Source organism: Shewanella sp. 1311 (assembly GCF_059338235.1).
The window spans coordinates 232,242-258,450 of the sequence record NZ_CM181686.1 but is presented as its reverse complement, the minus strand read 5'-3'; the positions used below and the strand labels follow the sequence as shown (position 1 = coordinate 258,450).

25 protein-coding genes and 1 pseudogene are annotated in these 26,209 nt (G+C 45.0%); 25 read left to right on the top strand and 1 reads right to left on the bottom strand.

Features of this window, described 5'->3' with window-relative positions:
* The 17 genes from AC5YB3_RS01215 to AC5YB3_RS01135 all read left to right on the top strand — a co-directional run bounded on the left by AC5YB3_RS01215 (window position 1) and on the right by AC5YB3_RS01135 (window position 18,442).
* On the top strand, window positions 1-4,848 hold the full coding sequence (locus tag AC5YB3_RS01215) for a hypothetical protein (protein ID WP_494526380.1): 4,848 nt from the start codon (window positions 1-3) through the stop codon (window positions 4,846-4,848).
* Window positions 4,835-5,068: a flagellar biosynthetic protein FliQ gene (locus AC5YB3_RS01210; RefSeq protein ID WP_494526379.1), complete on the top strand. Its 234-nt coding sequence runs from the start codon at window positions 4,835-4,837 to the stop codon at window positions 5,066-5,068. Before AC5YB3_RS01215 ends, AC5YB3_RS01210 begins: the two co-directional genes overlap by 14 nt.
* A gap of 55 nt (window positions 5,069-5,123) precedes the next feature.
* On the top strand, window positions 5,124-5,498 hold the full coding sequence (locus AC5YB3_RS01205) for a hypothetical protein (RefSeq protein ID WP_494526378.1): 375 nt from the start codon (window positions 5,124-5,126) through the stop codon (window positions 5,496-5,498).
* Window positions 5,499-5,596: 98 nt separating this feature from the next.
* Window positions 5,597-6,496: a hypothetical protein gene (locus AC5YB3_RS01200; protein WP_494526377.1), complete on the top strand. Its 900-nt coding sequence runs from the start codon at window positions 5,597-5,599 to the stop codon at window positions 6,494-6,496.
* Between the two features lie 255 nt (window positions 6,497-6,751).
* A complete protein-coding gene (gene sctI / locus AC5YB3_RS01195) occupies window positions 6,752-6,997 on the top strand; it encodes a type III secretion system inner rod subunit SctI (protein WP_494526376.1) in 246 nt (81 codons plus the stop codon).
* Window positions 6,997-7,542 (top strand): type III secretion protein, encoded by a 546-nt coding sequence (locus AC5YB3_RS01190; RefSeq protein ID WP_494526375.1) that lies wholly within the window; start codon window positions 6,997-6,999, stop codon window positions 7,540-7,542. Before sctI ends, AC5YB3_RS01190 begins: the two co-directional genes overlap by 1 nt.
* Window positions 7,529-8,047, top strand: a complete 519-nt coding sequence (locus AC5YB3_RS01185) for a regulator (RefSeq protein ID WP_494526374.1) — start codon at window positions 7,529-7,531, stop codon at window positions 8,045-8,047. Before AC5YB3_RS01190 ends, AC5YB3_RS01185 begins: the two co-directional genes overlap by 14 nt.
* A gap of 29 nt (window positions 8,048-8,076) precedes the next feature.
* Window positions 8,077-8,568 (top strand): tetratricopeptide repeat protein, encoded by a 492-nt coding sequence (locus AC5YB3_RS01180; RefSeq protein ID WP_494526373.1) that lies wholly within the window; start codon window positions 8,077-8,079, stop codon window positions 8,566-8,568.
* Between the two features lie 31 nt (window positions 8,569-8,599).
* Window positions 8,600-9,787, top strand: a complete 1,188-nt coding sequence (locus tag AC5YB3_RS01175) for a hypothetical protein (protein WP_494526372.1) — start codon at window positions 8,600-8,602, stop codon at window positions 9,785-9,787.
* 19 nt (window positions 9,788-9,806) lie between these two features.
* Complete coding sequence (locus tag AC5YB3_RS01170; protein ID WP_494526371.1) at window positions 9,807-10,988, top strand: hypothetical protein; 1,182 nt, start codon at window positions 9,807-9,809, stop codon at window positions 10,986-10,988.
* A gap of 149 nt (window positions 10,989-11,137) precedes the next feature.
* Window positions 11,138-12,181 carry a VspD gene (locus tag AC5YB3_RS01165; RefSeq protein WP_494526370.1) on the top strand — a complete coding sequence of 348 codons (1,044 nt, stop codon included), beginning with the start codon at window positions 11,138-11,140 and terminating at the stop codon, window positions 12,179-12,181.
* A gap of 14 nt (window positions 12,182-12,195) precedes the next feature.
* Window positions 12,196-12,999 carry a type III secretion system protein gene (locus AC5YB3_RS01160; protein ID WP_494526369.1) on the top strand — a complete coding sequence of 268 codons (804 nt, stop codon included), beginning with the start codon at window positions 12,196-12,198 and terminating at the stop codon, window positions 12,997-12,999.
* Between the two features lie 37 nt (window positions 13,000-13,036).
* Window positions 13,037-13,564 (top strand): hypothetical protein, encoded by a 528-nt coding sequence (locus AC5YB3_RS01155; RefSeq protein ID WP_494526368.1) that lies wholly within the window; start codon window positions 13,037-13,039, stop codon window positions 13,562-13,564.
* Entirely contained in the window at window positions 13,551-13,970 is a 420-nt protein-coding gene (locus tag AC5YB3_RS01150; RefSeq protein WP_494526367.1) for a hypothetical protein, read from the top strand. The genes AC5YB3_RS01155 and AC5YB3_RS01150 overlap by 14 nt, the downstream gene beginning before the upstream one ends.
* A gap of 7 nt (window positions 13,971-13,977) precedes the next feature.
* Window positions 13,978-14,544 carry a hypothetical protein gene (locus tag AC5YB3_RS01145; protein ID WP_494526366.1) on the top strand — a complete coding sequence of 189 codons (567 nt, stop codon included), beginning with the start codon at window positions 13,978-13,980 and terminating at the stop codon, window positions 14,542-14,544.
* On the top strand, window positions 14,545-14,844 hold the full coding sequence (locus AC5YB3_RS01140) for a hypothetical protein (RefSeq protein WP_494526365.1): 300 nt from the start codon (window positions 14,545-14,547) through the stop codon (window positions 14,842-14,844).
* Window position 14,845: 1 nt separating this feature from the next.
* Window positions 14,846-18,442 carry a hypothetical protein gene (locus tag AC5YB3_RS01135; protein ID WP_494526364.1) on the top strand — a complete coding sequence of 1,199 codons (3,597 nt, stop codon included), beginning with the start codon at window positions 14,846-14,848 and terminating at the stop codon, window positions 18,440-18,442.
* Between the two features lie 87 nt (window positions 18,443-18,529).
* On the opposite strand, the pseudogene AC5YB3_RS01130 reads toward AC5YB3_RS01135, so the two are convergent.
* Window positions 18,530-19,198: pseudogene (locus tag AC5YB3_RS01130) on the bottom strand (integrase core domain-containing protein).
* Between the two features lie 224 nt (window positions 19,199-19,422).
* Here AC5YB3_RS01130 and AC5YB3_RS01125 point away from each other — a divergent pair.
* From AC5YB3_RS01125 to AC5YB3_RS01090, 8 genes are all read left to right on the top strand, one after another.
* Entirely contained in the window at window positions 19,423-19,947 is a 525-nt protein-coding gene (locus AC5YB3_RS01125) for a hypothetical protein (protein ID WP_494526363.1), read from the top strand.
* Window positions 19,944-21,827: an FHIPEP family type III secretion protein gene (locus AC5YB3_RS01120; protein WP_494526362.1), complete on the top strand. Its 1,884-nt coding sequence runs from the start codon at window positions 19,944-19,946 to the stop codon at window positions 21,825-21,827. Before AC5YB3_RS01125 ends, AC5YB3_RS01120 begins: the two co-directional genes overlap by 4 nt.
* A gap of 4 nt (window positions 21,828-21,831) precedes the next feature.
* The gene (locus AC5YB3_RS01115; RefSeq protein ID WP_494526361.1) at window positions 21,832-22,878 is read left to right on the top strand and encodes an EscU/YscU/HrcU family type III secretion system export apparatus switch protein; all 1,047 of its coding nucleotides are present in this window, start codon (window positions 21,832-21,834) and stop codon (window positions 22,876-22,878) included.
* Window positions 22,879-23,017: 139 nt separating this feature from the next.
* On the top strand, window positions 23,018-23,743 hold the full coding sequence (locus tag AC5YB3_RS01110) for an OmpA family protein (RefSeq protein WP_494526360.1): 726 nt from the start codon (window positions 23,018-23,020) through the stop codon (window positions 23,741-23,743).
* Window positions 23,733-24,128 carry a hypothetical protein gene (locus AC5YB3_RS01105; protein WP_494526359.1) on the top strand — a complete coding sequence of 132 codons (396 nt, stop codon included), beginning with the start codon at window positions 23,733-23,735 and terminating at the stop codon, window positions 24,126-24,128. The genes AC5YB3_RS01110 and AC5YB3_RS01105 overlap by 11 nt, the downstream gene beginning before the upstream one ends.
* Window positions 24,115-25,119, top strand: coding sequence for a hypothetical protein (locus AC5YB3_RS01100; protein WP_494526358.1), 1,005 nt, complete (start codon window positions 24,115-24,117; stop codon window positions 25,117-25,119). The genes AC5YB3_RS01105 and AC5YB3_RS01100 overlap by 14 nt, the downstream gene beginning before the upstream one ends.
* A 13-nt stretch (window positions 25,120-25,132) precedes the next feature.
* Complete coding sequence (locus AC5YB3_RS01095) at window positions 25,133-25,768, top strand: hypothetical protein (protein ID WP_494526357.1); 636 nt, start codon at window positions 25,133-25,135, stop codon at window positions 25,766-25,768.
* A gap of 3 nt (window positions 25,769-25,771) precedes the next feature.
* Window positions 25,772-25,984, top strand: coding sequence for a FliM/FliN family flagellar motor switch protein (locus AC5YB3_RS01090; RefSeq protein ID WP_494526356.1), 213 nt, complete (start codon window positions 25,772-25,774; stop codon window positions 25,982-25,984).
* The last annotated feature ends 225 nt before the right edge of the window (window positions 25,985-26,209 follow it).

Sequence of the window (26,209 nt, the reverse complement as noted above, 5' to 3'; positions counted from 1 at the left end):
ATGACAAAAATAGACAGGCCTGCCTTAGTCGCTCAAAAGCACTATTCAAGCAAGGTTGAAAGTGAGTTTGAACAGCTTTTGAATCTGCCAGAACGTCAGGTTTCTTCCCATGATGCTTCTATGTTTGATGGTGAAAACGAGGCCGTTGAAAATAATGAAGTGGAATCTGAGGAGGGAAGTGCTTGGGGTCTGCACAATATAGCTCCACTCTCTGCCCAAGTACCACTTTATCAAGGTGCCAATAAAGTAGCCAATGTAAATCAGTCTATGGCAGTGAACGGCAGTGGCTCTAAGTCTCAGCTCAGTGACTCACTTTTGAGTAAAGCAAGCCTGCATGGTCCTATGCAAAGTGAGCCACAATCCTCTTCGAGTGCAAGACCCATGTTGAACACTAAGGTTCTTAATTCTCAGGTAACTAGTACTCAGGTTTCTAGCACTCAAACTGCTGGTACTAAAGCAGCTAGTTCTCAAGGCCCTGATATGCAAGTGTTGGGTCAGAAGGTCGCTATTATCAAGGTTTTTAGCATCACAGCGTCTGTGGCTCAGGGAAAAATCCAATCAGGAATGAGTATAGACGAGAATACTCCAACCGAAATGGTGGAACGTCAATCGAGTTTAACTCCGTCGAAGTTACACCAGCCAACTCAGCGGAATAATGCCTTAGGGCGCGTTCCCGTGGCTAATGCCGCGGTGCTTATATCGAAAGAATCTGTGTCGAAAGAGTCAACGGTGGCAGGCCACGCGTTGGTGAGTAAGTCAGTGGGGCAGTCCGTGAATCAAGTGGAGTCTGAATCGAGAGCGAACCAAGCCATTAGACTTCATTCTGTTTTGACGCCACCTAAGTCAGAAAATTCATCCGTCGCGGTGGGGCTAGATGCCCCTGTGCTTATGTCGAAAGTGCCAGTGCAGAAAGAATCTGTGTCGAAAGAGTCAACGGTGGCGAGCAAGCTTGTGGAGCCGTCCATAGGTAAGCTCGTATGCAAAGCACAGTCTGACTCGAATACGAACCAGCCCATTGCCAGCGAGGCGACTAAAGTTCAGCCTGTTTTGACTCCACTTACGCCACATCAGCCGAGTAAAGCCTTAGGGCACGTTCCCGTGGCTAATGCCGCGGTGCTTATATCGAAAGAATCTGTGTCGAAAAAGTCAACGGTGGCAGGCCACGCGTTGGTGAGTAAGTCAGTGGGGCAGTCCGTGAATCAAGTGGAGTCTGAATCGAGAGCGAACCAAGCCATTAGACTTCATTCTGTTTTGACGCCACCTAAGTCAGAAAATTCATCCGTCGCGGTGGGGCTAGATGCCCCTGTGCTTATGTCGAAAGTGCCAGTGCAGAAAGAATCTGTGTCGAAAGAGTCAACGGTGGCGAGCAAGCTTGTGGAGCCGTCCATAGGTAAGCTCGTATGCAAAGCACAGTTTGAGTCGAATACGAACCAGCCCATTGCCAGCGAGGCGACTAAAGTTCAGCCTGTTTTGACTCCACTTACGCCACATCAGCCGAGTAAAGCCTTAGGGCACGTTCCCGTGGCTAATGCCGCGGTGCTTATATCGAAAGAATCTGTGTCGAAAAAGTCAACGGTGGCAGGCCACGCGTTGGTGAGTAAGTCAGTGGGGCTGTCCGTGAATCAAGTGGAGTCTGAATCGAGAGCGAACCAAGCCATTAGACTTCATTCTGTTTTGACGCCACCTAAGTCAGAAAATTCATCCGTCGCGGTGGGGCTAGATGCCCCTGTGCTTATGTCGAAAGTGCCAGTGCAGAAAGAATCTGTGTCGAAAGAGTCAACGGTGGCGAGCAAGCTTGTGGAGCCGTCCATAGGTAAGCTCGTATGCAAAGCACAGTTTGAGTCGAATACGAACCAGCCCATTGCCAGCGAGGCGACTAAAGTTCAGCCTGTTTTGACTCCACTTACGCCACATCAGCCGAGTAAAGCCTTAGGGCACGTTCCCGTGGCTAATGCCGCGGTGCTTATATCGAAAGAATCTGTGTCGAAAAAGTCAACGGTGGCAGGCCACGCGTTGGTGAGTAAGTCAGTGGGGCTGTCCGTGAATCAAGTGGAGTCTGAATCGAGAGCGAACCAAGCCATTAGACTTCATTCTGTTTTGACGCCACCTAAGTCAGAAAATTCATCCGTCGCGGTGGGGCTAGATGCCCCTGTGCTTATGTCGAAAGTGCCAGTGCAGAAAGAATCTGTGTCGAAAGAGTCAACGGTGGCGAGCAAGCTTGTGGAGCCGTCCATAGGTAAGCTCGTATGCAAAGCACAGTCTGACTCGAATACGAACCAGCCCATTGCCAGCGAGGCGACTAAAGTTCAGCCTGTTTTGACTCCACTTACGCCACATCAGCCGAGTAAAGCCTTAGGGCACGTTCCCGTGGCTAATGCCGCGGTGCTTATATCGAAAGAATCTGTGTCGAAAAAGTCAACGGTGGCAGGCCACGCGTTGGTGAGTAAGTCAGTGGGGCAGTCCGTGAATCAAGTGGAGTCTGAATCGAGAGCGAACCAAGCCATTAGACTTCATTCTGTTTTGACGCCACCTAAGTCAGAAAATTCATCCGTCGCGGTGGGGCTAGATGCCCCTGTGCTTATGTCGAAAGTGCCAGTGCAGAAAGAATCTGTGTCGAAAGAGTCAACGGTGGCGAGCAAGCTTGTGGAGCCGTCCATAGGTAAGCTCGTATGCAAAGCACAGTTTGAGTCGAATACGAACCAGCCCATTGCCAGCGAGGCGACTAAAGTTCAGCCTGTTTTGACTCCACTTACGCCACATCAGCCGAGTAAAGCCTTAGGGCACGTTCCCGTGGCTAATGCCGCGGTGCTTATATCGAAAGAATCTGTGTCGAAAAAGTCAACGGTGGCAGGCCACGCGTTGGTGAGTAAGTCAGTGGGGCTGTCCGTGAATCAAGTGGAGTCTGAATCGAGAGCGAACCAAGCCATTAGACTTCATTCTGTTTTGACGCCACCTAAGTCAGAAAATTCATCCGTCGCGGTGGGGCTAGATGCCCCTGTGCTTATGTCGAAAGTGCCAGTGCAGAAAGAATCTGTGTCGAAAGAGTCAACGGTGGCGAGCAAGCTTGTGGAGCCGTCCATAGGTAAGCTCGTATGCAAAGCACAGTTTGAGTCGAATACGAACCAGCCCATTGCCAGCGAGGCGACTAAAGTTCAGCCTGTTTTGACTCCACTTACGCCACATCAGCCGAGTAAAGCCTTAGGGCACGTTCCCGTGGCTAATGCCGCGGTGCTTATATCGAAAGAATCTGTGTCGAAAAAGTCAACGGTGGCAGGCCACGCGTTGGTGAGTAAGTCAGTGGGGCAGTCCGTGAATCAAGTGGAGTCTGAATCGAGAGCGAACCAAGCCATTAGACTTCATTCTGTTTTGACGCCACCTAAGTCAGAAAATTCATCCGTCGCGGTGGGGCTAGATGCCCCTGTGCTTATGTCGAAAGTGCCAGTGCAGAAAGAATCTGTGTCGAAAGAGTCAACGGTGGCGAGCAAGCTTGTGGAGCCGTCCATAGGTAAGCTCGTATGCAAAGCACAGTCTGACTCGAATACGAACCAGCCCATTGCCAGCGAGGCGACTAAAGTTCAGCCTGTTTTGACTCCACTTACGCCACATCAGCCGAGTAAAGCCTTAGGGCACGTTCCCGTGGCTAATGCCGCGGTGCTTATATCGAAAGAATCTGTGTCGAAAAAGTCAACGGTGGCAGGCCACGCGTTGGTGAGTAAGTCAGTGGGGCAGTCCGTGAATCAAGTGGAGTCTGAATCGAGAGCGAACCAAGCCATTAGACTTCATTCTGTTTTGACGCCACCTAAGTCAGAAAATTCATCCGTCGCGGTGGGGCTAGATGCCCCTGTGCTTATGTCGAAAGTGCCAGTGCAGAAAGAATCTGTGTCGAAAGAGTCAACGGTGGCGAGCAAGCTTGTGGAGCCGTCCATAGGTAAGCTCGTATGCAAAGCACAGTCTGACTCGAATACGAACCAGCCCATTGCCAGCGAGGCGACTAAAGTTCAGCCTGTTTTGACTCCACTTACGTCACATCAGCCGAGTAAAGCCTTAGGGCACGTTCCCGTGGCTAATGCCGCGGTGCTTATATCGAAAGAATCTGTGTCGAAAAAGTCAACGGTGGCAGGCCACGCGTTGGTGAGTAAGTCAGTGGGGCAGTCCGTGAATCAAGTGGAGTCTGAATCGAGAGCGAACCAAGCCATTAGACTTCATTCTGTTTTGACGCCACCTAAGTCAGAAAATTCATCCGTCGCGGTGGGGCTAGATGCCCCTGTGCTTATGTCGAAAGTGCCAGTGCAGAAAGAATCTGTGTCGAAAGAGTCAACGGTGGCGAGCAAGCTTGTGGAGCCGTCCATAGGTAAGCTCGTATGCAAAGCACAGTTTGAGTCGAATACGAACCAGCCCATTGCCAGCGAGGCGACTAAAGTTCAGCCTGTTTTGACTCCACTTACGCCTGTAACCAAAATGCAGCCAAAACCGAGTGCGAACAGGTCCGTTGAGGTGAGGGGAGATACTCATGTTGAAAAAACAGCTGTGTTAGTGCATTTAAATTCGGAAGCTCTGGAGAATGACACACAGGCAAGTGTGGTGCTAACTCAAGAAGTGTCGGCAGTATTAAAGACTCGTATGGAATTATTTGGTTTCGGGGCCAAACTTGCCGCTGGGCATATGCTCACGAGTGTTCAGCCTGTATTGTCTTCGCCCATGCTGCATTACCAAATCGCTCCTGAGTATTTTACTCACTATGTACAGCTGAATACCTATCGTGTTTTTTTCCGTAATAAGTATTACCTATTCCAATTTGAGGATCATAAAGTGACTAACTTTCTTGAGGTTTATTATGACCGTCATTGATGTTACAGCGGCATGCTTAGATATACTTAAGGATGCAATTATTATTTTCTCACTCAGTTTTGTCGTAACAGGAGTTATTGTTGGCCTGCTTCAAACGGTATTCAGTGTGCAAGACCCTGGTTTACCTATGGCGGCAAAACTAGTCGTGTTCATCGTCTTACTGACACAAGTAGGGGGGGGGATTTATGATCAATTCCACCTTCTCTTTAGGCAACTCTAGCATTAAAGCGTTGTATCACCCATTACCCATTATTGACCTTTAAACGGAAGATATTATGAAAAAACTCAGAGAAATTGTTTATAAAACACTTGTCGATAACTTTAACATTTCCGCTAATTTACTGTCTCGGATAGAGGGGGATGATCCTATTGCGATTGAGTTAAAAGGTGGGGAAGAAATTTTTGTTTATCTTAATGACAGAACATTACAGACATTCATAGAGATACCTTTACGTGATCAACGTATGCTCAAAAATAAAGCGCCTAAAATAATCGAAAGCCTGATGTCAGATGACGAAGTATTTTTTAATATAAAGAAGGATAAATTGATCGTGGTGACTGAGTTTTCTGCTGACGTCGCTAATGTAGAGCGAGTTTTGGCTGATAAGTTTCTGCTCTTCAATAATATGATCGCATATATCAAAGTGTAGTCAGTTATTTGTATAAGATTTCAAGAATAGTATTGCTGTGGTTGATTGATGCAGATGAATAATAATGATTTAGGTAATTTAACTATTATAAGGTATCTATGCCATTATTATCTGTGCATCAAGCTTCCTCTGCACCATTAGCTAATCAGGTACGACAAGACTCTGAAAATTTGGTAAGTGATCTTAGAACCAATATATCGCTTGTTCGTCATGTGTATAATGGTGTTATCTATAGCCCCTTTAATAATGAAGACATGGTTGTTCAAGCCATGGGTATTAATACTGCTCGAGTATTAAATGGAAAAGAGCCGTTACCTATAATTTGCTCTATGTTAAACCGAGTGGAATTGAAATCTGCAATAAATGAATTCAAAGATAAAGAGTTGCAGGGACGTTTAAAAGATGGTGCTTCCTATGAGGAAAAAATTAGTCCCTATATTAAATCTTTGGGCGTTAAAAATGTTCATGATGCTTTTCCATTAGAAACAAAAAGGCTTGGAGAGTACCAATCTATTAATCGACTCGAGGTCGTTGATCCAAAAAGCATATCGAATATGAGTATTGAGAATATTTATGTCATAGGCCATGGTGAAGCCGGTCGACCACATTTGTACGAGACGGTAAAGTGCGATAGTGGGAGTAAATCAATAGCGGATGTGATTGGCGATATCAATAGTCTGTTGAGACTGAAGGCTAAAGTCGGCGTGAAAATAAAAATGACGGCATGTGAAAGTGCTGACAGAGAAACATTAGCGTCTTTTGATAAGCAGGATGACATTGTACAACGAAGAAGGGGGATCGAACCTTTAGCTAAAAGTGCAAAAACAGAGGCCGCTAAGCTCTTTCCTGAAGCTCGCGTATTTGGATATCACGGGTTAGGTATTAGTCGTGGTAGCGATTATATTTCGAAAGCTCGATGTCTGGATGCGGATTTTGATAAAAAGACTGGCGAGGTGTCTCAATGGATAAAAGCGAGTTCTGTTAGAAAAGAGTTTTAAGACCATCAACAGAGATCGCCATAAGTGCTCTTGCCAGCATGTTAAGCGTTTTAACCTAAATACATAGAATGAACGTGCGTCAGTTTTGATTAAATTCTATGCAATTCTAGTTGCATAAGTTATTGAAAATAATGATTAATATTATTTGTCGGAAATTTCATTATGATTCCGGTTTGTTCATTTGCTTCTCAACCATGATAGCGATTAAATACTGAGTATTCTAACGCGTAATGATTTAAGGAGCTTTTAAAAAAAATGATAGATTTAAATGTGCAAGCAATTCAGCCATCCGTATTCGAAGATGCCTTTAATAATATTGGTGAAGGTTTTCAAGAGATCATGGATAATTTACAGAAGATAAATGATGGGAAAACGATTACTTTGCAGGACACGTTAGCATTACAGCAATCGGTATTTCATTACAGCATGCATCAGGAGATAGTGACTAAGATTGCCTCTAAATCTGCGACTGCGATTAATGATGTTATGAAGGCACAGTGATGAAAAAATTGTACTGGTTTGTGTTTCTTGTACTCTTTGGATGTAATGAGCGGGGCAGAGTAGAAGTGGCAAATTTCGATTCTGCTGATGCGGCTAACAAGGTAATTGTGCTGCTCGCTCGATATCAAGTTTCGGCTTCCCTATCGATGAATAAGGATCGGCATCTCGTCTATGTGGATGAAGATAATTTAGCGCAGGCTAGGGAGGTGTTAACAAAATTCAATTTCTATTTTGAACGAGAAGACCTCAATGACTTACTAGAGTCTAAATTTGCAAGCTTGAGTAAGTTAGAGATAGTGAAAGGAAACTTACTCGAAAGCCGGGAGATATATAACAAAATCAGTGTTATTCCCAATGTACTGCGGACGAGTGTTGTTGTCACGGGTGAAAAAAATAAGCGTGTGTCAGTGATTATTTTCAGCTTTGATGAAATTGATCTTGAAAATAAATCTAATATTGAGCGTTTCTTGAAAGGGTTGGTTTCAGAGTTAGACACATTAACGGTTAGTTATTTCTTTCAGAATACGGCTAATGAAAAAGTATAAAAAACTGCATCAAACTTACTTGCATTATTTACTGGTCAATCGGCGACTATCTGTTGATGAATATAATGTGCTCACATCGTTAACTGAGAGTGAGATAAAGATGTGGTTCACACCTAGACGGTCAAAAATTACTAAGCTAGTGCAAGTATTGGGCAGTGCTGTTATGTATCAAGTAAGAAAAGATTACGCCTGTGATCGGTCTTGGCTACTGAGCCAGCAGTGCCTTAATCAAAAGCAATATCTTTGGTCTAACACTCTAGGGATTGAGTTGGATCCGGAGGGCATGACAAGTATGTGTCCCCAAAACTTAGGGTTGGCATTGTTGGCGGAGCACAATCCGCGTAATGCTTTAATATGGGCGATGAGACTCGGCGTATCAGTGCCTCTATCTGCATTAGTTGTGCGATTCCCTGCACGGCTGGCGGGGTATATTACCCAAGTTGCCAAGGATACAAGTATCGAATTTTCTATATCAAACTCTCAGCCTCAAACTAGGCGGGGATAAATGACGCTTCAAACTTGGATTGAATAAAGATGAAAAAAAATGCGCTACGGCTAGGTGAAACCTGTGATGACTTTTTTGAACTGCTGACCGGTACTGCGATTGAGCAAGATATTGCCGCTATGCGTAAGTCGCAGAAAATCACAATAACTCAGTTAAAATCCATTTATGAGTTAGGCGTAAGGTTTTATAGTGACTTCCAGTTTAAGGAAGCTGAAATTATATTTTCGGCTTATATTGGTTTGAATCCTTATGATCATCGAGGTCCAGGTTGTTTAGCGGCGATACTCTTGGAAAAAGGGCAGTTTAAAAAGGCGCTGGAAGTGTTGAATATCTTAAAAACATTTCCGACGAATGATTTCGATGAAACGATTCTTAATATCTCCTTGTGCCATTATAAATTGAAGGAATATACAGAGGCCTGTGTCACGTTAATCATAGTGAAAACAGATAACTTAAATGACTTTTATTTGAAGCGATACCACTACCTTAAGTTACAACTACACCCATATTTACCTTCCTAGTGGTTAATGGCACATATTGGAGACTCTATAAATGATTGCGATGAATTCATGGGCGTTAACTGGCTCGATAAATGTCGATAGAAATAACTCACCTCAGCCTGAATTAAGTCAGGCAAATCTCAATGAGATTGATCGGTTAATTAAATCAGCCGGTCAGCAAGAGGTTAAGTTAGACCAAACACTGCCTTTCACTCAGCGCGATGAGGTTCCTACTCAGACACTGGCCGTTTTTGTTGCCCATCAAAAGCAGTTAGTCCTCTCTATGGTCAGTCAGAATCCGGAAAGCGCTATAGCATTAGCGTTGGCGGGCAGCATAGAAACATATGGTAAGCAGTTGACTTTGCTTCAGGGATGGACAAATGGTGGCATGCCTATGTTCGAGAGTGCCTTGCAAGTGATGTTCGATGGCTTACTTAAGGACGGTGTTACGGGGAGTGAACTTGAAGACTTATTCCAATTAGCCATCATGGATTACATCTCGCACTCAGCGGACTATCCAGGGCTAGATCAAAACATGATTAATCAGATGTTGCACTACTTAGAGAGCACAGGTTCCGGTTCCCATGGATACCATGAAGGCTGGGATGGGGCGCAATTTGCGGCGAGTAGCACGGCGATTTTTAACGCTATGTTAGCTAATGCTCCCAGTGGTAGCTTGTGCCATGAAGTTTTGACATATATGAAAGATACACAAGGTGCGCCCGCTTCCTTGGTTGCACAGTATAAAAATAATTTCGATAAAAATGGGGGCTTTATTGGCGATCCAAGCTATCCGAGTGATGCCGGCATGTCTCCCATGTTACGCATGGCACTGATGGCTGCGTATCTGGAGAAGTATCCTGATGTGAAGCAGGAAACGATAGAGATGTTCTTAATGGCGCCAGCGGGTGAGTTGAATGCCTTTATTGTCAATAACACCCCTGGTGAGACCTATACCTCGGCCATGGATTTCCTGTTTAAGAATGATGGTCAAGCGAGTGGTGGAGGTTGGCGTGAAGTCGATCAAAATGGCCATAAAGTCATTGATTGGGTCGGGACTGGATTGGACGCGAAATATTTTAAGGATATTTATTCTGATTTCCCGCCGCGCGCATTGACTGATGAAGATATTAAAGAAATTAATCGTATTGGCGATCAAGTCAAGATGCTGCAGCAGACTCTCAAGTATTGGTTGCAGATTTGCCGTGATGAACAATTAGCCGTCGCCCGTAATATTTAACACTATAAGGACTTTTTATATGAGTATCAATGCTATTTCTATTTTTCAGTCCCAGTGGCCCGTGACATCAGGCCCCGACAATGCCTCGCCTAACGCTCAGCCCCCGGTCGTGGCGGAACCGATGGAACCTAAGCTGGCGATTGCCGACCGTGCGCTGGCGAAATTCGATGCTAAAACGGGCGATGTCACCCCATTGCTTATGGTCGCGGCGCAGCAAAAGCAAGTGGTGATGGCAATGGCTGGACAGAATGCTGAGGCGGTAATCACCTCGGCCCTGGCCTCGAGTATTGAGGGCTATGGACGTGAACTCGACATAGTCAATAAGTGGACCAATGGTGGCAACGCGGCGTTCGAGGCCGCCATTCAGCAGATGTTCACGGCCATGAACGAGGGAGGACTCAGTGGTATAGAGTACGAAAACATGTTCCAACTGGTGTTGCTCGATGTATTGAGCAATAGCAAAGAGTACGGTTTAGAAGATCCCGCATTTTTGACAGAACTGGGATTCTTACTGGAAAAAACCGGTAGTGGTAGCCACACCAACTGGGATTTCACCCCTGAGCAGCTGGGGGCGAAGGTTAACAGTGTTTGGAATACCATAAATAACGCCATTCAAAGCGGAAAAATCCCAAAGAATAGCTTAGCTTATCAGGGTATGACTGCATTAAGTGGCGGTAATATCTCATCGACGACGCCCACAGAGTTATCGCGTCGCTTCACCTCGGCTGTGTATAACGATGCCAATGGCGGCGGCTGGATCACTGGCGGTCTTAGCGATATTAGCCCTATGGCTCGAATAGTCTTACTGAGCGCGTTAAACGGCGACCAAACTGTATCGGCCGACGAGGTTGAAAATATTCTCACTGGCAGTAAAGCCGACGTCGATCGACTACTTGTCAAACTAACCAGTATGGACTCTATGGAGTACTTATTCAGTGCTAAGTGTCCCGGTTGGCAGGATTCTTCTGCTAATAACATACCGTTACCGCCAGGGGTGACTCAGGCCTTCGATTATGATGGAACGATTGCGGCACAATATTTAGTTGACCTGTATAACAATTTTTCACCCAGACAGCTAACCGATGAAGACATTAAGGAAATCAACCGTATTGGCGATCAAGTCAAGATGTTGCAGCAAACCCTTAAATATTGGTTGCAGATTTGCCGTGATGAGCAGTTAGCGGTCGCCCGTAATATCTAAGTCGTGTTTATGGCGACAACAAAATAGAAGGGCATGGTAACACTGGGGACATGCCGCTCGCATCGCGAGAGTCTAGCTGGGCCACTCTCTTGCTACAAGATAGTTGGCTCGCAGCTATTCCCAGTATCGTCACATGAAAGGAAATAAATATGAGTACATTCATGATCACTATCGCTGCACCGAGCTTGATAGGTACAGTCGATGAACAGAGCCAGAGTGTTCAGCGCCAGAGCGCTGAAGCACCTGAATCGGCGAAGCCGAAGCAACCTTTGCCAGGCAACGCTATCGGTGTGTCCGATAGTCAGCTTTGGCGTATGGTGCAGGAGAGTATGAAACTGGCGGCAGAAGCGTTTTCTGGCACAGGTAAAGAAAACTCTGAAGCGAAAAAGTCGCTGATCCAGCTCCAAAAAGATACCCAAATTGAAGCACTCAATGAGCGTATGGCGCAAATTGAAGAGCAGAAACAAGCCCAGAAGAGCCAAGGCATTTGGGGCAAGATTGCGATGGCATTCGGTTTTCTAGCGGCTATTATTATGGCGCCCTTTAACCCTGTGATGGCCGCCGTGATGATAGGCGTCATGATTGCTGCGATCGTGGTGCCTAAAATTGTCGATAAGATCATGGAAGCCGCTGGTGTTTCGGAAGAGGTCCGCGGCTATGTGTCTATGGGACTGGAGATCGCCATCGGTATTATCGGCATGATCGTCAGCTTTAATCCCGGGAATTTGATGGCGAGCGCGGGTAAAGCGGCCGCCAGTGGCGCTGCAAAAGTCGCTACTATGGTTGATAAAGCGGTTGATGCACTCAACACCTTCAAATCATTCAGTACCTTATCTACGAAAATTCAAAATACGGTCAATAAGATTATGAAGTTCGTTGAGCCATTACAGGAGAAGCTAAAGTCTTTTACCGAGGGTGGTGAAAAACTGGCCGCAATAATTGGGCAGGCAAGTTCGGTGAGCTCAAATGTAACGTCTGTCGTGAGTAGTGGTTACGGGATCAAGTCGGCCGATGTCGCCAAAGATGTTGAGATAGCGAAAGCCAATCAAGAAGAGCTGGAAACACGTATCCAACAAATCTTGACCATGTTAAATCAAGCATTGCGCGCCGTCAGTCATGCGTTTGAATCACTGTTTAAAGTCGATAGTGATCAACGTGAATACAACGACAAGATCATTTCAATCAATATGTAAGAGGAAGTTAAGTTATGGCAATTCAAATGAGTACACTGTCGTTACCCACGGCAATGGCTGAAGAGACTTCTTCTACGAATCACTTTAAGCCAATAGATCAAAAGTCATGGGGCAATTACGAAAATTCATTGAAGGAGGTCAATAAGGGCTCGGTCTCCATGGCTGACTTGTTGGCACTCTTATCGCAAATCATAGAGTCATCGCAGCAGGTTCGCGCCCAAGTGATGAAGAATCGCATCGGTGAGGCGATGGCGACCTCGGCGCTGGCAACTATGCTAGCGCAGGACAAATGCGGTGATGCCAAGATGCGTTTCGGTATTACCTTAGCCTCATCTGTGGTGAATATGGGGATGACAACGGCGGCAACGGTACGCATTGGTCAGACTAAGACATTGAAGGATAAGCACTTATCTAAAATGTCCGATGCGGGTGGTGCTGATGCGGGTGGCGTAAAGTTATTAAAAACGACGGATCTCGAGTCTGGCAAAGTCACTAACGTCGATAAGTCACCCAAGGTCTCTGATTTAACGCCAAAAGAGCTGAATAAATACACTGCGAGTCTGCAGCAACAGCGCACGGCCAAGTACAACTCTGTCACTCAGATGGGGGGAATGGCCGATGGTATGGTGGGCAATGCGAATGAAATTCAAAATGCCGAGCAGGTGAAAGTGCAGGAGGAAACACAAGCGAGCAAAGACTTGAAAGAAAAGTTTGACGCTCAGCTTGATCAATATCTTCAAGACTTGACCGCCGAAGCGGTGAAGCTTAATGAGATTCTCGAGTCAATAGCGAAAGCGAGTTTAGTGACTAACCGATAATAGGGAGCAGAGCGAGCCTAGCTCGCTCTGATTGACTATGCTGAGACCCGCTTATTTTGCAATAACACAACGCACCGAAAAAATCTCGGATATCACTCGGACTCAGCAGACGCGTGAAAATCGTCAGCCGCGTCGCGTTAAAGATATCAAGCAAGTCGACAAGAAGACTAAAAAGTATCCTCGACTATTTAGGGTTAAACGTAAACCGTTAACCTTTGATCAACAAAGGCAATTTGCTCGGCAGCTCAATAGCTATCAACTCAAGGCATTACGCGATTGGCATGGTTTTTCCGATAGTTTGCTCGATGCTCAATCGTTAAATGATGCCCAACGTTGGATACTGCATGCGGCGGAGCATTGTGAGCATTTATACCCGTTGACATTAAGAAAATTGCTTAAAAAGTATATTACAGACTTTCAAGCATCTGGGGGTGAAATGGAAGCGAATGGGCAGACGCTGCAACAACTTGTCGCCTATGAGCACAATCTAGATGGTTTACTGTCATTGTTAGTGTTATGTCGACGTTACTATATTCAAGAGTCGAGTGAAAATGTCCGTAAATAAACGCCATAGTCGTATCGCTCATTGTCATTTACAGGGGAAGAAACTCGACCCATACCAATTATTAACTGCGAAATCAGAACGTCTGAGTTGGAATCAATTATCGGACGTCGAAATATATGCCGATAAACAAGCTGTAATAGAATGGTTTGCGATATTGCGAGACTATTCTGAAGCGACGGTTAAGGCTATAGTGGTGGAAGGAATATTAGATAGTCAATTTCATAAAATCACATTTATTTTAACACTCGTACAAACTGGGGATTTTGAGGCGATAACATCGAAAGACGCATATCAGCTGCTCTATGAGTTTGTTTGCCAAACACCCGCTGGAATACGTGATTGGATCGATGAATTAGATTTTAAGATGAGTAGAGACGTATTAGCACTTTTATCTAGGAATCGATAAGGAAGCTATGAAACACGACAAAGTGATGTTTACCCCTCGCGATCAGATGGGTGCCGATATGTACCAAATAATCAATATGTTGGCTGGAAAATGTTTTAACAATCAATCTATTGCAATTGAAATGGGTGCTGTATATAGAGGCAGTCAGCCACAAGACTTTATATTACTCAGTTTAAGGCACTTAGGTATAGAGGCTGAGTTATATGTTCCTCTAGCAGAAGCGGGCAGATTGCTCGGCCTGGACTTGAAACACCTTGAACATGATTATATCGCATATGTGATAACACAAGGACTAAGTCAGTATGGTATTGAATTTATTGCCTGTCTTGGAGCGGATGAACAGGAATTGCCTCTGTTGATGACTTGTCAGCTAATCATGGGTGAAATAAGTATTGCTGCTTTATTACAGATGGATCCACTCGTTATCGATCCAGATTATTTACAGTCGAGTTTTGTTTCACTACCTAAAAACTTACATTTGACTACGTTTTGCACACTATTTGAAACTAGTTTGAGTGTCGATGAAATTCGAGACTTGAGTGTTAACGAACTCGTATTGGTTTATCCAAAGTAAATGAAACCTAGACCGCGTGATTATATTGAGCAGTTTTTGCAACGTCTCGAAAAGCATGAAGCCATTATTTTAAAAGACTATCAAGATAATCTATTACTGCCTATTTTTCCTTTTTTCCAGCTAGTACATGTTGTTAATTTGGAGGGCATTATAGATTTTATTTTACAATTTGAAATAGCAACAAAAGGTGTGTTTATTCGTGTTGATGGATTCCTGGTTCTCACCATAGCCGAGCAAGATTATTCAGAAGATGATGTGAGACGTTTAAGCATTAATTTATTTGAAAAGATGAGATTTTAATATGGCACTGACTCCTACTCCCATACTGACCCGCAGTACCTCTATGCCTGAGTTATCACGCTTAGGTCACGAGACCCTCCCTAGAAATTTAACACGTTCTGCTTCTTTGTTGGACGTTAGCACGCCAACACCCTACAGTGCGGAACCCCAAAACCCAGACATGATCTGTTCAGCTCCTACTATGTTGGAAACGGGAGAGCCTAAATCGATTTCGGAATCGAAGCCTGAAAAGCGTAAAAAAAGTAGTAAAAAATCCAATAAAATCAGCACTGAGAAGAAGGCCATGCTGCATTTGGCCGCGGTCACTGGCGCCGTAACGATTGGCGCGGCATTGGCCCCTTTCACCTTAGGATTCAGTTTATTACCTACGGTATTCGTGGTGATGTATGGTAATGCCTCGGCTATGGCCATGTACGGTGGTTCGCAGTTTGTGACTGGCGAGCAAGAGAAGAAAAAACCAGAACCACAGAACACCGTATCCACGCCTACGCCTGATACGGCACCTAAGCATCCTTTCCCATTTCCTCCTTTGGCTGCATTACCGATCCCCAATGACAGCAACGATACTGAGACGGAAACCGGTGTTGGACGAGGAGATACCTTTAATAACTGTTTCAATAATGTGAATAACTACCATAACAATTGGTATGTTTTCATCAACGCTCCGAATGCTCCGGCCAGTCACTTAGTGCCGGAGGAATTGGGCCATACACCCACTGAGCCTAATGCCACTACCAATATTAGAACTCCCCAAACGACAGATACCTCATCGATTGAACTGATCACTCGCCCCTTTGCCGATGCCGTTACTGTTACAGAGATGACTGCCCATGAACGTCAAGCGCGACTGAAGATTTTGATTGCTGGGCGTACAGAGCAGACAGATCCTAATCTATCAAGCTTATTACGCTCCCTGGACCAAGGAGATGATACCTGTGTCCAAATGGTTGAAATAATAGGGAAGGATGGCGCCATTGCTTATGCGGTTATTCCTAAGGGCGACATATTAGTTCCTCACGGCCAAGACCTAGGCACTCAAGTCGAGGGCAGTGGTGATTCAGTTAACAGGCCTATCTCGACTCAAACAGACGAAACCTCGACTCAAACTATTGCGACGCAAACAGACGAAGCACATGTTGTGGCGGCGACTGAGGCAATGGGTACGGAAACGATAAAGGGTTATATCGGCCGAAAATGGCAGGTGAATATCCCGACGCCTGTGAGCCTGACAAACGGCGCACAAACGGGTAGCAATTATACTCAAGGGCCTAGACACAACCTTAATTTAGGTCCAAGTGCAGTGCTAGAGCTAGCTTCAGCTGTGATCCCTAAAGGCGACATATTTGTTCAGCACGGCCAAGAACGAGGCACTCAAGTAGTCGGTATTCAGGCCGATGGCTCTCAAACAGAGCGCGCAGACGATTCGGTTAACAGGGCCGTAACTGCCTCGACGCAACCGATGACGACCCAAACGGGCGAAACGGGCGAAACGCATCTTGCGGCGACCGAGGCCACCGGCGCGCAAACCATTAAAGGTTACAATGGCCGAAAATGGCAGGTGGCTATGCCGACACCAGTGAGTCTGACAAACGGTGCGCAAACGGGCAGCAATTATACTCAAGGGCCGAGACACAACCTTAATTTAGGTCCAAGTGCAGGGCTAGAGCTAGCTTCAGCTGTGATCCCTAAAGGCGACGTATTTGTTCAGTACGGCCAAGAACAAGGCACTCAAGTAGTCGGTATTCAGGCCGATGGCTCTCAAACAGATCGCGCTGACGACTCGGCTAACAGGGCCGTAACTGTCTCGACGCAACCGATGGCTACCCAAGCGGGCGAAGCGCATCTTGCGGCGACCGAGGCCACCGGCGCGCAAACCATTAAAGGTTACAATGGCCGAAAATGGCAGGTGGCAATCCCGACACCAGTGAGTCTGACAAACGGTGCGCAAACGGGCAGCAATTATACTCAAGGGCCGAGACACAACCTTAATTTAGGTCCAAGTGCAGGGCTAGAGCTAGCTTCAGCTGTGATCCCTAAAGGCGACGTATTTGTTCAGTACGGCCAAGAACAAGGCACTCAAGTAGTCGGTATTCAGGCCGATGGCTCTCAAACAGATCGCGCTGACGACTCGGCTAACAGGGCCGTAACTGTCTCGACGCAACCGATGGCTACCCAAGCGGGCGAAACGCATCTTGCGGCGACCGAGGCCACCGGCGCGCAAACCATTAAAGGTTACAATGGCCGAAAATGGCAGGTGGCAATCCCGACACCAGTGAGTCTGACAAACGGTGCGCAAACGGGCAGCAATTATACTCAAGGGCCGAGGCACAACCTTAATTTAGGTCCAAGTGCAGGGCTAGAGCTAGCTTCAGTTGTGATCCCTAAAGGCGACGTATTTGTTCAGCACGGCCAGGAACGAGGCACTCAAGTAGTCGGTATTCAGGCCGATGGCTCTCAAACAGATCGCGCTGACGATTCGGCTAACAGGGCCGTGACTGTCTCGCCTCATAAGATCTCGACTCAAACCTCTCCGGAATCTCTTGGCCATGATTTAGGTATTGGTACTCAGACGTTCACGAGTGTTGAGCGAAGTGAGGCAACATTACGGCTCGACAGAAAACAAATTCAGCTCCATCAATCTGAGCTTTCAGAGCTAACATCGACGCCGGGCAGCAAGGTTGACACTAAACAAAAATGGCAAGTGGCTATCCCGACACCAGTGAGCCTGACAAACGGTGCGCAAACGGGTAGCAATTATACCCAAGGGCCGAAACGTAATCTCAATTTAGGGTCAGATGCAGGACTCGATTCAGGGCAAGCTCCTTCCTCCTACGGCGCTGAGGATTTATCGGTGCTGCTGCCTAAGGATGAGATGTCGATCTCTGCTGATCAGTTTACTAATGAGATGAATATTGGCCTTGGTGCTTTCGAGAGTGTTGAGCGCAGTGAGGCTGAGATACGCGTCATTAGACAGCAACTGGAGATCAAGACTCCTGCTGGCGCCACCTTGACTATTGCCCAGGCGGCCGCACGGCAGCTTGCATCGCCGACGACATCGAGAGTTACATCGACATCTAAAGCTACACTAAAGGCGGGCGTCTTGGCGCCGCAAAAAAGTGCGCCTAAGCCAGCACTTGATTTAGACAAGATAGAATCACGTATCGTGGGGCGTTCGGGTGGGCATATTCAATATAAGGTGCCTAAGTTCTTAGATCGTCCAGAAGCGGGCACCTTTATGGGGTCTTGGCGGCCGATCCCTGAGTCACTTCAGGGGAAGCGGGATTCAGTCGAATTTGCGGCGTGGCGTGAAAATGATTTAGCACAGTATTTGAAGAGCTTGAATACTAAGGTCTTATTGACTCAAGGGGCTGTCAGTATGCGAGGCCAAAATCATTTTGCTGGTAAAATGAATAATGTGCGGGAACGAGCTGAGATCAGGTCTCAGTTAACGCCAATGAAGCACATGAACAGAGCCGATTACTTGCAATTCACGGGTTTAAATAGCTCCAATGGTCGTTCACATTTACTCGAAACTCCCAGTGGAAAATTACGTGTTACGCCTCCAGTTACGTTAAGCAATTTGGTTTCAGCGCCTTGAATTAATGACTCTCTTCTAGACTGAACATCAATTGAGAAAGATGCCTCATCCTGAAATAAGTTGACACTTATTTTCTACCTAAAACGCCTAATGAACTTCATCGGGCGTTTTATATTTTAAGGCCAAATGTGGCCGTCGTTGATTATATATGACGACCGCTTCTGTCACTCTCTGTCGCGCCTCCTGCAGCGTTGCTGGTTTATGTGTTAAAAACTTCTGCTTATATATGCCATTTACGCGTTCTGCTAATGCATTTTGACAGCAGTCATATCCGTCCGTCATTGAGCATGTAACACCATGATGTGTGTGAACCGCTTGATAAGCGTTTGAGCTGTATTGTATTCCTCGAACTGAGTGGTGTATCAGCGGTTTATCTTTGTATTACCGCTGACATTGCTGTTAATACGCCTGACGGCTCCCGTTGTCAGTTCTAAGTTTTTCGACAATGGCTTCGAAGAACGCGGCTTTCATGCGGGTATCCTCAGGTTCGGCTTCGAGTGCTTTTATCTTTTGCTCGGGAGTGAGTGTGGTGGGCTCAGTCATTAAATGTCCTCGCATTGATGTAGATGGTGTTCCTTGGGACCAATCCAGTTTTCCATGTTTGCTAAGCCAAACTAACACGGTGGAACAACTTTGATTACCTTACTTATCTTGGGCCTGCTAATAAGTCAGCTCGCCTTCTTCCACATGGTCGACAAAGGCCAATTTAAAAGCGAGGGAATAATCACGTTGAGTTCGTTTAATTTTTGAAGCCATTACACTCTCCCAAATGAGTTTGAAAAGCGTCAACGCTATTTAGGACAGGTCAAGATTAAATCATAACAGTTCAGGTTTAGTCTTTTTTTTTCTTTTGTAGTGAGGTTTCCGGATTGAGTAAGCTTAAATTCCAAATCAGAGTGAGGTATGTCTTGTATATAGAAATCAATTCATCGCATCGATTGCTGCCGCAGATCGTTTTTAAAAAAGATCGCAATTCAAATGTGATCAAGAAGTCTGATCTGCTGATTTATAGCGATGCTAAGGCATTACTTGCCGCGTTAGAAGACAGAGTCGAGCAATATCAGAACATGCTTGATGAGCAAGTGGTAACGCTGATTGAAGAGAAAGAGTTGGCGCTCAATCTGCACGTTACGACTTTGTCTAATGAGATGGCTGCAGAATTACAGGCTGATCAGGAGCGTTGGTTTGACGAGGCGAATCAGCGACTCGTCGATCTGGTGGAAGAGCAATACCATAGCCTTGCCCAGCTAAAAGTCAAATTAAAACAGAGTGTTGCAGCAGCCGTAACATTACGTCTAACCGAACTGAGCATGAATGAGACGTTGATTGATCATCTGGTGGAATTGCTCCATGCAGAAATAGACGATGAGGCCAAAAACTTGGTGGTAGAGCGAACCTATGTCGATGGATTTGCCGTGTTGACGATCGAAAATGAGGATAATGTGATTAGCATAGAGACAGAGGCTATTGTCGAAGCACTGCGTTCTAGTTTGGAGTCGATATGATTCAGCGTCTTCGTCGGCTTCCTAGTCTGTTCAATCCTAGCAGCGTAATCATAGCGTTTACCTTGCCAACCATTATTTTATTCACCCTCCCCGGCGGTGTGATCGATCTATTTATTTTAATTAGCTTCATCAGTTCTGCGCTCTTACTGGTAATCATGCTAGAGAATGACCAACCTTTGCGGGTGACCTTTTTACCAACGATAGTGTTGTTGCTGACGACCTTTCGTTTGTTATTGTCGATTGCAACCACCCGTAACATCATTGCCAACGAGGATGTTGGTAATGTAATCGAAACAGTGGGTGAATTTGTGATGGGGGGGAACCTTATTTCGGGGCTACTTATCTTCATCATCATCACTATAGTGCAATTTTTGGTTGTGACCAAAGGCGGTGAAAGGGTGGCAGAGGTGGGGGCTCGATTCTCACTGGATGCGTTGCCCGGCAGGCAGATGACGATCGATGGGGATTTAAAGAGTGGTCTCATCACGGGTGAGCAAGCGCAAAAATTACGTGCAGATTTAAGCACGGAAAACCGCTTATTTGGTTCACTCGATGGAGCAATGAAATTCGTCAAGGGAGACGCTATAGCTGGAATCTTGATCAGTTTAGTGAATCTGTTTGGTGGCATTTATGTGGGGGTCAATCAATTTGATCTCTCCCTATCTGACAGTGTTAGTCGATTTTCGGTACTGACAATTGGTGACGGCCTGGTCTCACAGATCCCCAGTCTCTTGCTGTCTATTGCTTGTGGTGTGTATCTCACCCGTATAAAAGGGGACGAAGAATCTAGCTCATTTATGGGGCAGATGGCTAAGCAAGTGAGCCGTTTTTGGAAAAGCCTATTGGTCATCGGTGGCTTGATTCTGGTGTTAGGTTTACTGAGTCCTAGTCTTTTTTATGTATGCATCACGTTATTTGTACTCTGTACGCTGAGCGCCTTTTTATTGTGGCGAGTGCAAGGCAAGCCCAAAACTGTGATAAGCACAGGGATTGCTGGCAGTGGATTATATGAGTCGCTCACCTTTGTGCTGCGCGAGCCTCAACATAGTGCTCTGGTAAACATGAGTCTCGATCAGCTTGAGCAAGCACTTTGGGGACAGGCTCTTGGGGCCCCTTTTATTACAGTAGACGAGCAACTGAGCGCTGATATCGAGGTCCATATTTCGGGTATTCGCATTTACTCTTTCTCACATGATGAGTCGTTAGATTTGATCGAAGTGCTGGGTGATGAGGTGTTTGTGAAAGATGCTGCTACTCAAAACGTCGCCACTATAGTGCAATATTTTTTGCATAAGTGTTTGGTTGAAAAATATAACCTCCAATACACCAGCAATATTATTCAAGGGCTTGCGAATCAAAGCGAAGTGATTAAAAACGAGATTGATTCGGCGCTCGGTTTGAACCGTGTTCATGATGTGATTAAAGAGATGATCCGTGCGCGGGAGTTTTATCTCGATAGGGTGACTTTCTTTGAGGCGTTAATCTATTGGTCGCGCATCGATAATGAGCCTAAAAATTGGTTAAATCGGATCCGTAATCAAGCTAAGTACGAGATCACCTCTCGCCTAATGAATGCAGAAGGGAAAATTTATGTTGCCCTGTTGAGTTCTGAACTGACTGAGTGTATTGAAACTTTTGTCATGGGGGAGAGCGAGGATCTGGACAGCTTAATTGAGCTTCAGTCAGCAGTACGTAAGGAAATTTTGCGTATGACCTCACTCTATGGAAGTAAACCGACCATAGTTGTTAATGGCAATGAAATTAATTCGGTTAAGTCCTTTTTCCAACAGGTAGTGTCAACGATTTCAGTGTGTAGTCATGGTGATATCGCCGACCCTAGTTGTGTAGTGAGTTCCGAGCCACTGCAAGTTGTGATCTAACCTTATGTCGAACGAATCAACTGAACCCAAAAAATATCCACCCACTGAGAAGAAACTTAGGGACTTAAGGAAAAAAGGCCAGTTTCCTAAAACGGAATTAGCCGAGCCGACCATGGAACTGGTGGTATTTACTCTGATATTTGTTGGTAGCATTTATTTTATATTTGATTCGGCCAATGAATGGTTCGAGGTGATGCTGTATGCAGATGTCTCGATGGGTTTAGACATTATTTATGTTGTGATTGCCTGGAGCATATTTATTCTATTAATGATTAAACTTGTCATGGCAACCATTAGTTGGGTGATGTTGAATAAGAATGTGATTAATACTGAGTCTTTAGGGCTTAAAATGGAAAAAATTAGCCCAGTAACTGGGGCTAAGAATATATTCGGTATTGAGGCCATATCTCGTTCACTGCGTAAGGTTCTTGAATTAGTTTTTTTGTTATTGTTATTAAAATATGTCTCAGATATCGGCGGCAGTGAGTTAACCGTATTAGCACAAATCAATAATACGTCTTACTTTATTTATAACTTAATGCTATACATCTGTTTAGTGTCATTATTGTTTTTTGTTTATGGAGTGAGTTTAGGTTGCGTGGACTTTATGGTGGAGACTTATCACTTTAACCATAAAAACCGTATGACTTTTACCGAAATGAAAAATGAAATGAAAGAAACCGAAGGGTCGCCAGAAATGAAATCTGAGCGTAGACGACAAATGCGCGAAGTCATGGAAACACCTATGACCAAAGGGCGTAAGCCAACCTTTGCGATTGCAAATCCGACGCATATTTTAGTGCCTATTTGCTATGACCGCTGGATAGATAAAGTCCCTGTGGTGCTCAAGATCACTACGGAAGCATTTGCGTTAGAGGAGCGTCGCAGATTAGAAGCGCTTAACATTCCCATCTTAGAACATAGAGGGCTAGCGAGGGCATTTTATAAAAGTATGCGCACGGGAGAAGATTATATTCCTAAAGAGTTTTACCGCGACATAGCGATTATTCTCTTAGAACTGAACAGGCAGGCAAATGCAAAAAATAGGTAAAACTTGGATTTTGATTGGGATGATGCTTGGGCTTACATCATGTGCTCATAATGTCCGAGAGGATTCAATTATATGGGATCATGAGTGGAAGCAAGATATTTATAATCTACTGTTTTCTGAGGTTGATGATATTGACCATATGCGTTATTGGGTAAAGAGAAAACCTGAATATGTCGATGGCTCACCACATCAGACTGCGTGTATTGAAGTCTCTGTGCCTTCTCACCCTAGTCGACACTATTTAGCGAATTTGCATACCTATGCTTTAAGCGAGGTTAAAAATTGTGAAGCCGATTATTGGCGCTATTCAAATCTTGTCGGCGCAATGAGCGGAAATACATTGGCTAGACAGGGGGGCTCGACGGCTGCAGCCTCAGATAGGCAACAATCCACGGGCGGAGATAATTTAAATTCGACTAATGAGGAATCTTGGATATCGGACGATGGTGTGTCTTGGATATTAGCCGATAGCGCGGCTTGTGCGGCAGCTAATGGTGTCGATTTCTGTCGTACACGCTCGAAACATCAGCGTTTAGTGTTCCAAGGGTTATTTCTGGTAAATGAGTCTGTGCTCACGCCAACAGGTAAGAATATGTTGGTGCGCATGATGGAAAATCTGCGAGGGCAACCCGTGGAAAGTCTATTGGTTTATGGTATTGCCGACTCATCGGGGCCCTATGCGACTAATCGACGTTTAGCCGATGCGCGGGCCAATAGCGTGAAATATTTTTTACAAACTGAAGGTATGGGAGATACGCCCATCTTGTTACGTGGCAGTGTTGAAAACGGTCTGCCTACTGCCGAACTACGTGTGACTCAGCGGCGTTTTATGATTGAGATGAAGTTTAATTACGATGAAAAATAAGAAATTTACTCTATTAATGATGGAATTTACTCACTTAGTGCAAGGTGCATCGATATCGTTAGATGAACATCAAGCATTACTGTGCCGTTTTGGTGAAGTGAAATGTCGGATTGAGGATGCCGCTCGGGTCGGCCTCACGAATACCATTCTGATCATGGTTCAGCTCGATATTGATGGCTTCCCCTCCGAGGTCGCATTAGAATTAAATTCAGATTTTTCAATGACATTTGGTGGTTATATTGCCAAATTTAAGACTGATGGCTATTTCTATGTACTGGGTATGCCTCTGCCGGATCATCCGCAAGGCTTGTTAAAAGCCTTGAGCGATACTGTGGTCATGGCGAATACACTGAGACAAGAGTTGAACTTGCATGTGGCTAATTGAATTTGTTGAAGGGCATTTGCATGGTGTCATTCTACCCATAGAGCCTAAACTGGTCATTACAGGATCGAATGAAGGGATTGATTCTGATACCCTTTATGTTCCAGAGGTCCTGCCAGCAGGCACATGTTGGGAGTTTTTTAATGATGGCAACGGCATCGTCATTAAAGGAATAACAAAGGCTGGCAAGTCGAAAAAGCTACGGGCAGGGCATGTCTATCGCCTGCGAGGCATAGCATTTTTTGTCTATCAACAGGGCAAACGTAATCCACAATGGATGAGTTATCGCACTCGTAAATACAGCGCAGTGATTATGTTGACCTTGCTGCTGAATATTGGCTTAGGCGTAGGGATGTCAATGGCATATCAAGTTAATCAAGATGCGCTGCTGGCTGAACGATTTACTCACCTTAATGGTAGTTACATTAAAAATGGCAAACTTAAGGTGCCCAATATTTCTGCTTATGGCGCTTTGCCTCTGGCTTGGCAAGCCAATGCCGACCTCGTAAAGGGGACGAACTTTCAGCAGCTCTCGCAACCTGTGGTGGAAGTGGTGTCAAGCTATTCGAAAATGCCTATTACTAGCAAGGTCATAGAAAATACGGATCGTGACCAAATCCAAGTCGAGACTTTTGAGGCGGATAATCGCATCATGGCGGTTTTAGGTGAATATGGATTGTCATTTAATAAACTCAATGGCACTTGGTTTGTCAGTGATAGTGCCAAGGCGGTAATAGTGTTGCGGGCAAACGGCTTACAGGAGAGTATTCCCTTTATTTCGGCAAGAAACGACAGTACTCAAGTGATAGACAACGCCAATTTTCCTTATTCGATTTTCTATTCATCGACATCCAGAGGCTATTTATATGACGCTAAGTACCGTTATTGGGTTGGCAGTAATGTGCCGCGTCTAGGCGTAATTCAATCAATCTCACGTGACAAGGTCGTTTTTAAAGACAGTGATCAAACGCGCGTATATTTTATTCAACCATAATAGGAAAATTCAAATGTTAGATATCCAAGCAAAACCTATGACTAGTGTTATGTCTGCGCCCGAATCCGAGTCTAAGGCACTCGAATTGGCATTAAGTCAGAGTCCCGTTGCGGCTAAGGCCTTTAAAGCTGCACCTTCAAGCTATTTATTTTCAGCGAGTAGTCGAGACCCTCTGAATCTAATTGATATTATCTTGACTAAATATATTTCTGATCAAACTCAAAATGCTGAGGCTAAGGCTGATAATATCTCGCTAAAGTCAGAGGCCATTGCCGAGATTAACCGCCTATGGGGGTTAATTATGAGTGATCGATTACCCAATACTAAGCCGGGTGATAATAAAACTACTAAGTTAAATGAAGACAAGGCTGCGGGTTTTTTGAGTGAAATTGATAATATTATTAAGACTAAACTCGGTAATCCTGCCGGAGTAGGAGAGATTGCGGGTACTGATTGGAGCACTAAGAGCGTAACTTATGATCAACTTCAATCGATGAATGCGACTATGACGGCATATTGCGACACCATACAAGTCGATTTGGATACCGAACAGCAAAAATTTAAAAATACAATGACTGAAATCACTTCTGCTCAGGAAGAGGTCCGTGATGTGCGTCGTTCGATTATCTCTGTTTCTCAGGGAGGCTAAATAATGCGTATCGCGATAGATGTGGTTGTTGCTAATTGTATTATGACACTGGATGAGCTTAATCGCTTACAAACAAGCCAAATTAAACCCGTAAACGATTTTGTTCAATCCGAAGTTTTATTAAAAAGTGGCAACGAACTGATAGCGACAGGAACCTTAGTTAAAGTTGATGACCAGTTCTATGTTTCTATCGAGCAAGTGAATAAATTTAACTGATTGTATATTTATCTACTAGTTTTTATAGATGTTAATGCAGGCTTAAAATCTATTCCCTATACATAAATCGATTATTAAAGGCGCAAATTTATTCTTCTAGGATACTTTGTGCCTTTCTTTTAGCTAGTGAATTGGATTAGTCTGTATTTATCGAATACAAAGCTAAGCTAAGGAGGGCTTTACAATAGTTAGTTTATCGTCTTGTTTGAACTTATGTGTCGGCCA